Origin of the sequence: Corallococcus sp. RDP092CA (assembly GCF_041903675.1) — a bacterium.
Lineage (GTDB): Bacteria > Myxococcota > Myxococcia > Myxococcales > Myxococcaceae > Corallococcus.
The window spans coordinates 185,941-198,420 of record NZ_JAYESI010000007.1; the positions used below are offsets into that span (position 1 = coordinate 185,941).

The window sequence follows — 12,480 nt, forward strand, 5'->3', positions numbered from 1 at the left end:
AAAGCGGAACTTGACGCGTAGGACGCGTGGAAAAGAGCGGGCCGTCCTAGCAGAGTCAGCCGGGACGAACAAGCCTGCAACGAAGTGTTCCGCGAGAACACGCAGGGTTACAACGCTTCTTCGTCCCTGGCGAGCAGTTTCTGATCCGCCTTGCTGAACTCCAGCCGCGCGAACAGGTCCGGCCGCCGCTCCTGCGTGAGCTTGAGGGCCTTCCACCGGCGCCAGCGGGCGATGCGGGCGTGGTCGCCGGACTGGAGCACGGCCGGCACCTCGGCCCCCCGGAAGACGGGCGGCCGGGTGTAGTGCGGGTGCTCCAGGACGCCGTCCTCGAAGCTCTCCGACACGGAGGACGCCTCGTTGCCCAGGACGCCCGGCACCAGCCGCGCCACCGCGTCCACCACGGCCATGGCGGCCACCTCGCCGCCCGTGAGGACGAAGTCGCCCAGGGACAGCTCCCCGTCCAGGAAGGGCATCACCCGCTCGTCCACGCCCTCGTACCGGCCGCAGACGAGGATCAGCCCGGCCTCGTGCCGCGCCAGCTCGCGCGCGGTGGCCTGGGTGAAGGTCGGCCCCCGGGGGCTCATCAGGAGCGCCTTCGCCCCGGGCAGGCGGGCCCGAGCGGCTTCAATGGCGGCCACCAGCGGCTCGGGCTTCATCACCATGCCGGCGCCGCCGCCGTAGGGCGCGTCGTCGGTGACGCGGTGCCTGCCCTCGGCGTAGTCGCGCACGTCCGTGAGCGTGACGGAGAGCAGCCCCTTCTCCTGGGCCTTCCCGAGGATGCTCGCGCCCAGGTAGCCGGACACCATCCCGGGGAACAGCGTGAGCAGCTCCACGCGGTAGCTCACCCGCCGTCTCCCGAGCCCTCTGGTGAGCCCCCTGGCGACGCCTCGGGTCCCTCCGCCTCCAGGTACTCCGGGGGCCGGATGACGATGCGCCCCGCGGGCAGGTCCACCGACGGCACGAAGTCATCCGCGAAGGGCACCACCAGCTCCGGCCGGCCCTTCGCGCGGATCACCAGGTTGGGCACCTCCCCGGTGGACCAGATCTCCTCCACCGTGCCCAGGGGGGCGCCCTTCTCGTCCACGGCGTGGAGCCCCACGAGGTCGCCCTGGAAGAACTCGCCCTCCTCGGGCGGCTCCAGGTCCTCGCGGTAGACGAACACCTTCGCGCCCACCAGCGCCTCCGCGGCCGTGCGGGACTCCACACCCTCGAAGGCCACGAGGTCCTCCTTGTTGGCGGGACGGAAGGACTCCAGGGCGAACTCGCGCTCCTCACCGGAGCGCAGGCGCAGACGGACGCGCTCGACGAGGCCGAGCGTCTCCGAGGCGGGGTCGAAGCTCTTGATCGCCACCTCGCCACGCAGCCCGTGGGCACGGGCCACGTAGCCCAGCTCCAGACAGGCCTGCGCGCTCACCGCGAGGCGTCCGGAGCGGGCGGCGCCGGGGGAGAACCCGGGGCGCGCCGATCATCGAGGATCTCCAGGCGGACCTTCTGGCCCTGCTTCTGGGCGGCGGCGTTGAGCAGCGTCCGGAGGGCGTTCACGGTGCGCCCATCACGTCCGATGACCTTGCCGACGTCCTCGGGGGCGACCTTCAGCTCATAGAGCCGGCCGCCATCCGCCTCGGAGATGCGCAGGGAGACCTGGTCGGGTTGATCAACCAGGGCCTTCGCCAGATACGTGAGCAGCGGCTCCACGTCTTGTCCAGACGGGGGCGTGCTCAGGCGGTGGTCGCCGGGGCCTGCTTCTTCGCCGTCTTGATCAGGTCCGCGACCGTCTCGGAGGGCAGCGCGCCGCTCTTCAGCCAGTAGTTCAGCCGCTCCTCGTTGAACTGCACCTTCGCGGGGCTGTGGTTGGGGTCGTAGGAACCGACCTGCTCCAGGAACTTGCCATCGCGCGGGCTGCGCGAGTCGGTGGCAACCACGTGGTAGTACGGCATCTTCTTGGCGCCCGCGCGGGCAAGACGGAGGACAACGGCCATGGAACGCTCCAGCGAAATCGTGTGACTTCTACGGTAACAGTGCGGAGGGGGGCGCTCTTAGCGCCCTGCCGACTGGATTGTCAAGGAAGCTCGGGTGCTTATGTCATGTCGGTGCTTCCGCGGCCATCTCGTCGCGGTTGGCGAGCTGGCCACAGGCCCCGGCGATGTCCCGACCCCGGTTCTTCCGGATGTACGCCGCGACGTGCGCCTCGGCAAGGATGGCGCGGAACTCCTCGGCCCGCTGCTCGCCCGTCGTCTGGAAGCCCAGCCCGGGGTTCTCGTTGTAGGGAATCAGGTTCACCTTCGCGGGAATGTCGCGCAACAGCTCCCTCAGGCGGTGCGCGTCCTCGTCGGTGTCGTTGAACCCCTTGAGCAGCACGTACTCGAAGGTGATGCGGCGGCCCTGGCGCAGGGGGAACTTGCGGCAGGCGTCCAGCAGGGCCTGGATGTTCCACTTGCGGTTGACCGGCATCGTCTTGCTGCGCTGCTCGTCCGTGCTGGCGTTGAGCGAGATGGCCAGCTTGACGTCCGTCTCCTGGCCGAAGCGCTCAATCATCGGCACCAGGCCCACGGTGGAGACGGTGATGTGCCGGTGGCTGAAGTTGGGCCCCTCCTCCGACTGGAGGATGGAGAGCGCCGTCTTGAGGTTCTCGAAGTTGTGGAGCGGCTCGCCCATGCCCATGAACACCAGGTTCGTGAGCGGGCGGAGCGTCTCCAGGCCCTCGTTGGCGCGCACCTCGCGGTTCACCGCGTGCACCTGGGCGACGATCTCCCCGGGCGTGAGGTTGCGCTTGAGGCCCAGCGTGCCCGTCATGCAGAACGAGCAGGCCATGGCGCAGCCCACCTGCGTGGACACGCAGAGCGTCTTGCGGTCCTCCGCCGGCATGTAGACGGACTCGATGAAGCGCCCGTCGCGCGTCTTGAAGCGGTACTTGATGGTGCCGTCGACGCTGCGCTGCTCCAGGTCCTTCACCAGCGGGACGATCTCCGCCTTGGCCTTGAGCTTCTCGCGCAGGGCCTTGGACAGGTCCGTCATCTCGTCGAACGTCGTGGCGCCGCGCTGGTGCAGCCAGCGGTAGAGCTGCGTGGCGCGGAACGGGCGCTCGCCCAGCTGCTCGCTCAGGAACTGCGTGAGCTTCTCACGCGACAGGCTGGCCACGTCGACCAGCTTCGCGGGGGCCGGCACCGGAAGGGGCTCGGTGACTGGGAGGGCTGTGGCGATAGGCTCGGACATCGTTCAGTCGGGGCTAACGACGGGCAACGGGGCGTGCTTCCCACAAGAAGGCACGGCAAGTCAAAGGAGTGCCCGCCCCCCTCCCCGCCTACCCCTTCGAATCGTGGTGCTCGGCGACGCCGCGCTTCCAGTAGCCCGTCACCCGCATCCAGTTCTTGTTCAGCCCGCGCTCGTTCACCAGGTGCTCCCGGATGGGCTTGAGCGACGTGGCCTCGCCGGCCACGAACACGAACCCGTCCCCGGCGGGCTGGGTCCAGGCCCGGAGCGCGTCCTCCAGGTGCTTCGTCGTGCCGGCCTCCGCCGTGCCCCGGTGCAGCCAGGTGACCTCCACGTCCGCCTTGCTGATGATGGGCTGCTCCTCCGCCGCGTCCGAGACCTCGATGAAGGCGAAGGCGCGCCGGCCCGCCGGCAGCTCCTCCAGGCGCCGCGCGATGGCCGGCAGCGCGCTCTGGTCCCCCGCGAGCAGGTACCAGTCGAAGTCGTCCGCCACGTCGTGCGTGCTGCGCGGACCGCCAATGCCCATGAAGTCGCCGGGCTTCGCCTGCGCGGCCCAGAGCGACGCGGGGCCCTCGCCGTGCAGCACGAAGTCGATGTCCAGCTCGTTCGCCTTCGGGTCGAAGCGGCGCGGCGTGTAGTCGCGCGACGCGGGCTTCGCGAGCCCCTCCGGCATGGACAGGCCGTTGGGCCCCACCACCGGCATGTTCGGCTTCTTCACGCCGGGCTCCGCGAAGAAGCACTTCACGTGGTCATCCGCGCCGGGGGACGAGAAGCCCTCCAGCTCCGGGCCGCCCAGCGTCACCCGCACCATGTGCGGCGACAGCCGCGTCACGCGCAGGACCTCCAGCAACCGCAGCTTCACCGGGAACGGCCCACGACGGGCCACGCGCTCTGAATCGCCGCTCATGCGTGCTTCCTTTACGATTGTGATTTGCATTATCGCTAGCAAGGAGCGCCGGGGAGGGCAACCGGATACGGCCGGCCCCGCGAGCGTGCGGAAGAAAGACGACGGCCCGGGTCCGCGCCGCGTGGGGCGTGGACACCGGGCCGCTGTCACCTCACCCGCGCGAAGACGGGCGTGGGGCTGCTCAGGACTTCTGGATCTCGGTCTCGCGGAAGAAGTACGCGACCTCGTTCTTCGCGTTCTCCAGGCTGTCCGAGCCGTGGACCGTGTTCGCGTCGATGCTCTGGGCGAAGTCCGCGCGGATGGTGCCCTTGTCGGCCTTCTTCGGGTCCGTGGCGCCCATCAGGTCGCGGTTGGCGAGGACGGCGTTCTCACCCTCCAGCACCATCAGGACCACCGGGCCGGAGATCATGAAGGACACCAGGTCCTTGAAGAACGGACGGGCCTTGTGGACGGCGTAGAAGCCCTCCGCCTCCGCCTGCGACAGCTGCTGCATGCGGATGGCGACGGGCTTCAGGCCCTTCTTCTCGAAGCGGGAGATGATCTCGCCGACGTGGTTGTTCTTCACACCGTCCGGCTTGATGATGGAAAGCGTACGCTCGATGGCCATGGTTTGGCTCCTCGTGTGTGTGTCGCGGGGATGAATGCTCAGCGGTTCGACTTAGCGCTTCGGGGGGCCGCGCTTGACGGCCTCCTGCAGCGTGGTGCCCAGCTCGGCGGGGCTCGCGGCCATCAGGATGCCCGCGGCCTCCATCGCCTTGATCTTCTCCGTGGCCGTGCCCTTGCCGCCGGAGATGATGGCGCCCGCGTGGCCCATGCGCTTGCCCGGGGGCGCGGACTGACCGGCGATGAAGCCGGCGATGGGCTTGGTGAACTCGCGCTTGACGTACTCGGCGCCCTCCTCCTCCGCGCTGCCGCCGATCTCGCCGATCATGATGACGGCGTCCGTCTCCGGGTCGGCCTGGAAGAGCTTCAGCACGTCCACGAAGTTGGTGCCGTTGACCGGGTCACCGCCGATGCCCACCGCGGTGGACTGGCCCAGGCCCAGCTGGGTGAGCTGGTGCACGGCCTCGTAGGTCAGCGTGCCGGAGCGGGACACCACGCCGATGCGGCCCGGCTTGTGGATGTGGCCCGGCATGATGCCGATCTTGCACTTGGCGCCAGGGGTGATGACGCCCGGGCAGTTCGGCCCGATGAGGCGCACGCCCGGCTTGCCCTGCAGGTAGCGCTTGGCGCGCACCATGTCGTTGACCGGGATGCCCTCGGTGATGGTGATGATGAGGGAGATGCCCGCGTCCGCCGCCTCCATGATGGAGTCGGCGGCGAAGGGCGGCGGCACGAAGATGACGGACGTGTTCGCGCCCGCCTGCTTCACGGCGTCGGCCACCGTGTTGAACACGGGAACCTTGCCCTCGAAGGTGGTGCCGCCCTTGCCCGGCGTGACACCGCCCACAATCTTCGTCCCGTACTCCAGCATCTGCTTGGCGTGGAACGAGCCCGCCGAGCCGGTGATGCCCTGGACGAGGACCTTCGTGTTCTCGTTGACGAGGATGCTCATGGCGTTCTTTCAGGAAAGAGGGAGCGAAGGCCCTACTTGATGGCCGCCACGGCCTTCTCGGCCGCCTGGCGCAGGTTGTCCGCGGGGGTGATGGCGAGGCCCGAGTTGCGGAGCAGCTCCTTGCCCTGCTCCACGTTGGTGCCTTCCAGGCGCACGACGAGCGGGATCTTCAGCTGCACTTCCTTCGCCGCCGCGATGATGCCTTCCGCGATGACGTCACACTTCATGATGCCGCCGAAGATGTTGACGAGCACCGCCTTGACCTGCGGATCCGCGAGGATGAGCTTGAAGGCCGCCGTCACCTTCTCCTTGCTCGCGCCGCCGCCCACGTCCAGGAAGTTGGCCGGGCTGCCGCCCACCAGCTTGATGGTGTCCATGGTGGCCATGGCCAGGCCCGCGCCGTTCACCATGCAGCCGATGTTGCCGTCCAGCGCGATGTAGGCCAGGTCGTGCTCCTTGGCCTGCGTCTCGCGGGGCTCCTCCTCCGCCAGGTCGCGGTACTCCAGCAGGTCCTTGTGCCGGTAGAGCGCGTTCTCGTCGAAGTTCACCTTCGCGTCGAGCGCCACCACGCCGCCGCTCTTGCGGATGACCAGCGGGTTGATCTCCACGAGGGACGCGTCCGTCTCCACGTACATCTTGTAGAGCGCGCTGCAGAACTGGACGAACTTGTTCACCGTGGGGCCCGACAGGCCCAGCCCGAAGGCCAGCTCGCGGCCCTGGAAGTCCGCGAAGCCCACCGCGGGGTCCACGGAGGCGCGGAGGATCTTCTCCGGGTGCTTCTCCGCCACTTCTTCAATCTCCACGCCGCCCTCGGTGGACGCCATGAAGGTGATGCGGCTGGTGGCGCGGTCGAGCGTCACGCCCAGGTACAGCTCCTGGCCGATGTCCAGCCCCTCTTCGATGTAGACCTTGTTGACCTTCTGCCCTTCCGGGCCGGTCTGGATGGTCTTGAGCATCATGCCCAGCATCTGCTGGGTGAGCTCCTTGGCCTCCGCGGGGCTCTTGGCCAGCTTCACGCCGCCGCCCTTGCCGCGGCCACCCGCGTGGATCTGCGCCTTCACGACGACGACGGGCGTGGCGAGCTCCTTCGCCGCGGCCTCCGCCTCGTTGGGAGAGAGCGCGAGGATGCCGCGCGGCGTGGGCACGCCATACTTCCGGAAGAGTTCCTTGCCCTGGTACTCGTGGATCTTCATCGAATCTCCGGGTGGGACGAGGGGAGACGAGGACAGCCCCTACACGGGGCGTCAACGCGGGCCCTCATTGCGCAGAAAACGACGGATGGCAAGGCCGTTTGGCCCCCAGCGTCGCGACGGGACACAGGCTCCGCCCCCCAGCGATAACACCCGGTGTCCGGGCGAATGAGGCGGCCTTCACCCTCACGGCCGCGGCCCCGCCCGGCGCCCGTCCAGCAGGGGCGCAAGCACGGGGCCGCGAGGAAGCCAGGACGGCGTTCGGAGAGGGCTAGCCCGGACCGGCGGAGGCCTTCTGCTCCTCTTCCTTGAAGAAGATGTCCTTGATGATCAGCTTGCTCACCTCGCGGTTCATCACCGCGATGGAGGTCGTGAGGGGGATCTCCTTCGGGCAGACCTTCACGCAGTTCTGCGCCTTGCCGCAGTCCTGGATGCCGCCGGGGCCCATGAGGGCGCGCGTGCGCTCCTCCGCGTTCAGCTTGCCCGTGGGGTGCATGTTGAACAGGCGGGCCTGGCTGATGGGCGCCGCGCCCATGAACTCGTTGTCCAGCGTCACCTGGGGGCACGCCTCCAGGCAGCTGCCGCAGGTGATGCACGTGGACAGCACGTACATCACGGACTGGTCCTTCTGCGACTGGCGCGGGCCGGGGCCCAGGTTGTACGTGCCGTCGACGGGGATCCACCCCTTCACGCGCTTGAGCGACTCGAACATGCGGTCGCGGTCCACGGTGAGGTCGCGCACCACCGGGAACTTCTTCATCGGCTCCAGGGTGATGGGCTGCTGGAGCTTGTCCACCAGGGCGGAGCACGCCATGCGCACCCGGCCGTTGATGTTCATGGCGCAGCTGCCGCACACCTCCTCGAGGCACGCGGAGTCCCACACCACGGGGGCCACCTTCTTGCCCTCCACGGTGACGGGGTTGCGCTGGATCTCCATCAGACAGGAGATGACGTTGGCGCCCTTCGTATAGGGGACCTTGAACTCCTCGAAGTGTCCGGGCTTGTTCGGATCATCCTGCCGCCAGATGCGAAAGGAGATGGTCTTCGAGCTGACGGCGCTGGCCTGTGCGGTGTCCATGGTGCGGCTGCCCTTCCCTTCACTGCCAAATCAGGTGGCGGAAACCCGCGCCAGGGGAAGCGCGCGGGGCCGGAAAGAAAACGAACGCCTTACGCGTACCAGCGGGGCTCGGGGTCCAGCACCGGCGTGGGCAGGTCCTGGTAGGAGATCTGCGGGCCCTCCGGCGAGTACGTGGCGATGGTCGTCTTCGCCCACTTCTCGTGGCGCTTGCGCCACAGGGCCATCCACTCCGGATCCTGGGTCGGATCCTTCACCTTGGGCTCCGGCAGGGAGAAGTCCGGCTTGTAGTGGGCGCCGCGGCTCTCGTCGCGCAGGAGCGCGCTGGTGGCGATGACCTCGCCCAGCTCCAGCATGTTCCACAGCTGGTTGGTGTACGACAGCGCGCGGTTGGCGACCACGCCCGTGTCCAGCACGTTGACGCGGCTCCAGCGGTCCTTCAGCTCGCGCACGCGCTCGATGGTCTTCTTCAGGCGGTCGTTGTAGCGGACGACGGTGCAGTTCTCCGTCATCACCTCGCCCAGCTCCTTGGCGATCTGGTACGGGTTCTCCGCGCCGTTCATCTTCTTGATGGTGGCGAAGCGGTCCTCCCAGTACTTCTTCGCGTCCGCGAAGTACTTCTCCGGCATCGCCGCGGCGCTGGTCGCCTGGCTCTTGGAGAAGGACACCATCGCCGGGCCGCCGATCATGCCGGAGTAGATGCAGGACAGGAGCGAGTTGGCGCCCAGGCGGTTCGCGCCGTGGAAGGCGTAGTCCGCCTCGCCGGCCGCGTACAGGCCGGGGATGCGCGTGCTCTGGTTCACCGGGCTGCCGTCCAGCGGCGTCTGGGTGCGCGGGTCGGCCTCGAAGGAGACGTGCAGGCCGCCCATCGAGTAGTGCATGCCCGGGAAGATGACCATGGGCGTGTGGCGCGGATCATCCCCGACGAACTTCTCGTAGATCTCCATCACGCCCTTGATCTTCGCGTCGAGCGTCTTGGCCGGGATGTGCGTCACGTCCAGGTACACGCCGTCGCGCCCGCCCAGGCCCATGCCCAGGTCGCGGCAGACCATGAAGATCTCGCGCGTCGCCACGTCGCGCGGCACCAGGTTCTTGTACTTGGGGTACTTCTCCTCCAGGAAGTACCAGCGCTCGCTCTCCGGGATGTCCCGGGGGGCGCGCGTGTCGCCCTTCTTGCGGGGTACCCAGACGCGGCCGCCCTCGCCGCGCACGGACTCGCTCATCAGGCGCAGCTTGTCCTCGCCCGGGATGGAGGTGGGGTGCACCTGGATGAACTCGCCGTTGGCGTAGAGCGCGCCTTCCATGTACGCGCGGCCCGCGGCGGTGCCGGTGTTGATGATGGAGTTGGTGGAGCGCCCGAAGACGATGCCCGGACCGCCCGTGGCCAGGCACACCGCCTCCGCGGGGAAGGTGCGGATCTCCATAGTGCGCAGGTCCATGGCCACGCTGCCGATGCAGCGGCCGGACTCGTCCTTCACCATGCCGAGCCACTCCCAGTACTCGTACTTGGTGACCTTGCCCTCCGCCTCATAGCGGCGGACCTGCTCGTCCAGCGCGTAGAGCAGCTGCTGGCCGGTGGTGGCGCCCGCGAAGGCGGTGCGGTTGTGCAGGGTGCCGCCGAAGCGGCGGAAGTCCAGCAGGCCTTCCGGCGTGCGGTTGAACGTCACGCCCATGCGGTCCAGCAGGTAGATGATGCCGGGCGCCGCGTAGCACATGCCCTTCACGGACACCTGCTCCGCGAGGAAGTCGCCGCCGCGCAGCGTGTCCTTCACGTGGATGTCCGGGTGATCACCCTCGCCCTTCGTGTTCACCGCGCCGTTGATGCCGCCCTGGGCGCAGACGGAGTGGGAACGCTTGACGGGGACGAGCGAGAGCACGTCCACCTGGTGACCCGCCTCCGCCAGCTTGATCGTCGTCATCAGCCCGGCGAGACCGCCGCCCACCACCGTGAATCGCGCTGCTGCCGCCATCATCGTCTCCTTGGGCACCGGAAGCCGGGGGGGGTGCCTTCACGGGGGGCCGCTGAAGTCCTGCTTCGCGACGCTGCCCCGCACCCGTGCCAGTGCGAGTCCAACACGCTAGTTAACTTGGAAAAATACCGCCGCAAGGACGGGGGGCCGGGGGATAAGCCCGGATCATTCACGGCATCAGACAGGGCCCGCCAGCAGCATTCCGGCGGGCCCGGTCGACGTCCGGGGACTACAGCTTCACGAGCTCGACGGTGCCCTTGACGGAGGTGAAGGACTTGTTCAGCTCGGCCTTCTCCGCGTCGTTCAGCTCCACCTCGATGATCTTCTCCACGCCGTTCGCGCCGATCTGCGCGGGGACGCCGAAGAAGAAGTCGTTGATGCCGTACTGGCCCTTGAGCAGGGCGGCGGCCGGCAGCACGCGCTTGCGATCGAAGAGGTAGCTCTCCGCCATGGCGATGGAGGAGGACGCCGGGGCGAAGTAGGCGCTGCCCGTCTTGTAGAGGCCCACCAGCTCCGCGCCGCCCTTGCGGGTGCGGTCGATGATGGCGTCCAGCTTGTCCTTGGCGATGAGCTGGGTGAGGGGCACGCCGCCCACGGTGCTGTGGCGCACGAGCGGGACCATGTCGTCGCCGTGGCCGCCGAGCACCAGCGCCTCCACGTCACGGATGGACACGCCCAGGGCCTCGGCCACGAAGCACTTGAAGCGGCTGGTGTCCAGCACGCCCGCCATGCCCACGACCATGTTGTCCTTCAGGCCGGCGATCTTGTGGAGCGCGAACACCATCGCGTCCAGCGGGTTGGCCACGTTGATGACGAAGGCGTCCGGGGCGTGCTGCTTGATGTTGCCCGCCACGTCCTTCATGATCTTCAGGTTGACGTCCAGCAGGTCCTCGCGGGACATGCCGGGCTTGCGGGGCACGCCAGCCGTGATGATGATCACGTCCGAGCCCGCCACGTCCTTCCAGTCCGTGGAGCCGGTGACGCGGCAGTCGTAGCCGTCCACCGCGGACAGCTGGTTGATGTCCAGCGCCTTGCCCTTGACCAGCCCCTCGGCCGCCGGGATGTCGTAGAGCACCACGTCGCCCAGGTTCTTCTGGACCGCCAGCAGCGCCAGGTTGCCGCCGATCTGACCGCCGCCGATGAGGCCGATCTTCTTCTTCTTGTGAGCCATGGTTTCGCCCTCCTGCTTTGGGGTGGGGACTACATGTGCTTGATGATGGCCTGACCGAACTCCGAGCACTTGACCTCGGACACGGTCTCCTTCGTCTCCAGCTTCATCAGGCGCGCGAAGTCGTACGTCACGGTGCGCGCCGCGATGGCCTTGTCCATGCCCTTGATGATCAGGTCCGCGGCCTCGTGCCAGCCCAGGTGGCGGAACATCATCTCACCTGAGAGGATGACGGAGCCCGGGTTCACCTTGTCCTGATCCGCGTACTTGGGCGCGGTGCCGTGGGTGGCCTCGAAGACGGCGTGCCCGGAGACGTAGTTGATGTTGCCGCCCGGCGCGATGCCGATGCCGCCCACCTGCGCCGCGAGCGCGTCCGACAGGTAGTCGCCGTTGAGGTTGAGCGTGGCGATGACGTCGAACTCGTCCGGGCGGGTCAGCACCTGCTGCAGGGTGATGTCCGCGATGGAGTCCTTGACGATGACCTTCCCGGCGGACACCGCGGCCTTCTGCTCGGCGTTGGCGGCGTCCTCACCCTTGGCGGCCTTGGTGGCCTCCCACTGGTCCCAGGTGTAGACCTTGTCACCGAACTCGCGCGCCGCGAGGTCGTAGCCCCACTTGCGGAACGCGCCCTCGGTGAACTTCATGATGTTGCCCTTGTGGACCAGGGTGACGCTCTTGCGCTTGAGGTCCACCGCGTACTGGATGGCCGCGCGCACCAGGCGCTCCGTGCCTTCCTTCGACACGGGCTTGATGCCGATGCCCACGTTCGCGGAGAAGCGGACCTTGCCCGCCTCCTTGGGGAACTCCTGCTTCAGCCAGCCCAGGAACTTCTCCGCCTGCGCGGAGCCGGCCTCGAACTCGATGCCCGCGTAGATGTCCTCCGTGTTCTCACGGAAGATGACCATGTCCACCTTGTCCGGCTGCTTCACCGGGCTGGGCACGCCCTTGAAGTAGCGCACGGGGCGCAGGCAGACGTACAGGTCCAGCATCTGGCGCAGCGCCACGTTCAGGGAGCGGATGCCGCCCCCCACCGGCGTCGTCAGCGGGCCCTTGATGCCCACCAGGTACTCGCGGAACGCGGCGACCGTCTCGTCCGGCAGCCAGTTGTTCACCTGCTTGAAGGACTTCTCGCCGGCCAGCACCTCGTACCAGGAGATCTTCCTCTTGCCGCCGTACGCCTTCTCCACCGCCGCGTCGAACACGGCCTGCGAGGCCTTCCAGATGTCGCGGCCGGTGCCGTCGCCCTCGATGTAGGGGATGATCGGGTTCGCCGGCACGTTCAGCTTGCCGTTCTGCAGGGTGATCTTCTCGCCAGAGGGAGGCGCCATGAACGCAAACTCCTGATTGAGACCGGGGTCTTGAGAGGCGGCGGATAGTCGGGAACCCGCCCCCGGTCGTCAAGGAG

Annotated in this window: 13 protein-coding genes; all 13 read right to left on the minus strand. The window is 68.0% G+C overall.

What is annotated here, in order from left to right; translation table 11 throughout:
• Positions 1–107: 107 nt before the first annotated feature.
• Positions 108–845 carry a tRNA (guanosine(37)-N1)-methyltransferase TrmD gene (trmD, locus tag U8525_RS10945; protein WP_374264514.1) on the minus strand — a complete coding sequence of 246 codons (738 nt, stop codon included), beginning with the start codon at positions 843–845 and terminating at the stop codon, positions 108–110.
• On the minus strand, positions 842–1,414 hold the full coding sequence (gene rimM / locus U8525_RS10950; protein ID WP_374264516.1) for a ribosome maturation factor RimM: 573 nt from the start codon (positions 1,412–1,414) through the stop codon (positions 842–844). The genes trmD and rimM overlap by 4 nt, the downstream gene beginning before the upstream one ends.
• Positions 1,411–1,695: a KH domain-containing protein gene (locus tag U8525_RS10955; RefSeq protein WP_374264518.1), complete on the minus strand. Its 285-nt coding sequence runs from the start codon at positions 1,693–1,695 to the stop codon at positions 1,411–1,413. Before U8525_RS10955 ends, rimM begins: the two co-directional genes overlap by 4 nt.
• Positions 1,696–1,718: 23 nt before the next feature.
• A complete protein-coding gene (rpsP, locus tag U8525_RS10960; protein WP_014397299.1) occupies positions 1,719–1,979 on the minus strand; it encodes a 30S ribosomal protein S16 in 261 nt (86 codons plus the stop codon).
• A gap of 103 nt (positions 1,980–2,082) precedes the next feature.
• On the minus strand, positions 2,083–3,213 hold the full coding sequence (gene rlmN, locus U8525_RS10965; protein ID WP_374264521.1) for a 23S rRNA (adenine(2503)-C(2))-methyltransferase RlmN: 1,131 nt from the start codon (positions 3,211–3,213) through the stop codon (positions 2,083–2,085).
• Between the two features lie 88 nt (positions 3,214–3,301).
• On the minus strand, positions 3,302–4,117 hold the full coding sequence (locus tag U8525_RS10970; RefSeq protein WP_374264523.1) for a siderophore-interacting protein: 816 nt from the start codon (positions 4,115–4,117) through the stop codon (positions 3,302–3,304).
• Positions 4,118–4,298: 181 nt separating this feature from the next.
• The gene (ndk, locus tag U8525_RS10975) at positions 4,299–4,724 is read right to left on the minus strand and encodes a nucleoside-diphosphate kinase (RefSeq protein WP_374264525.1); all 426 of its coding nucleotides are present in this window, start codon (positions 4,722–4,724) and stop codon (positions 4,299–4,301) included.
• 51 nt (positions 4,725–4,775) lie between these two features.
• Entirely contained in the window at positions 4,776–5,672 is an 897-nt protein-coding gene (sucD, locus tag U8525_RS10980; protein ID WP_374264527.1) for a succinate--CoA ligase subunit alpha, read from the minus strand.
• Positions 5,673–5,704: 32 nt separating this feature from the next.
• A complete protein-coding gene (gene sucC, locus U8525_RS10985; RefSeq protein WP_374264529.1) occupies positions 5,705–6,865 on the minus strand; it encodes an ADP-forming succinate--CoA ligase subunit beta in 1,161 nt (386 codons plus the stop codon).
• A 268-nt stretch (positions 6,866–7,133) separates the two neighbouring features.
• Complete coding sequence (sdhB, locus tag U8525_RS10990) at positions 7,134–7,940, minus strand: succinate dehydrogenase iron-sulfur subunit (protein WP_374264531.1); 807 nt, start codon at positions 7,938–7,940, stop codon at positions 7,134–7,136.
• Positions 7,941–8,029: 89 nt separating this feature from the next.
• Complete coding sequence (gene sdhA / locus U8525_RS10995) at positions 8,030–9,907, minus strand: succinate dehydrogenase flavoprotein subunit (RefSeq protein ID WP_374264663.1); 1,878 nt, start codon at positions 9,905–9,907, stop codon at positions 8,030–8,032.
• Positions 9,908–10,136: 229 nt separating this feature from the next.
• Positions 10,137–11,078, minus strand: a complete 942-nt coding sequence (gene mdh, locus U8525_RS11000; protein WP_374264533.1) for a malate dehydrogenase — start codon at positions 11,076–11,078, stop codon at positions 10,137–10,139.
• A 29-nt stretch (positions 11,079–11,107) separates the two neighbouring features.
• Positions 11,108–12,403: an NADP-dependent isocitrate dehydrogenase gene (gene icd, locus U8525_RS11005; RefSeq protein ID WP_374264535.1), complete on the minus strand. Its 1,296-nt coding sequence runs from the start codon at positions 12,401–12,403 to the stop codon at positions 11,108–11,110.
• Positions 12,404–12,480: the final 77 nt, after the last annotated feature.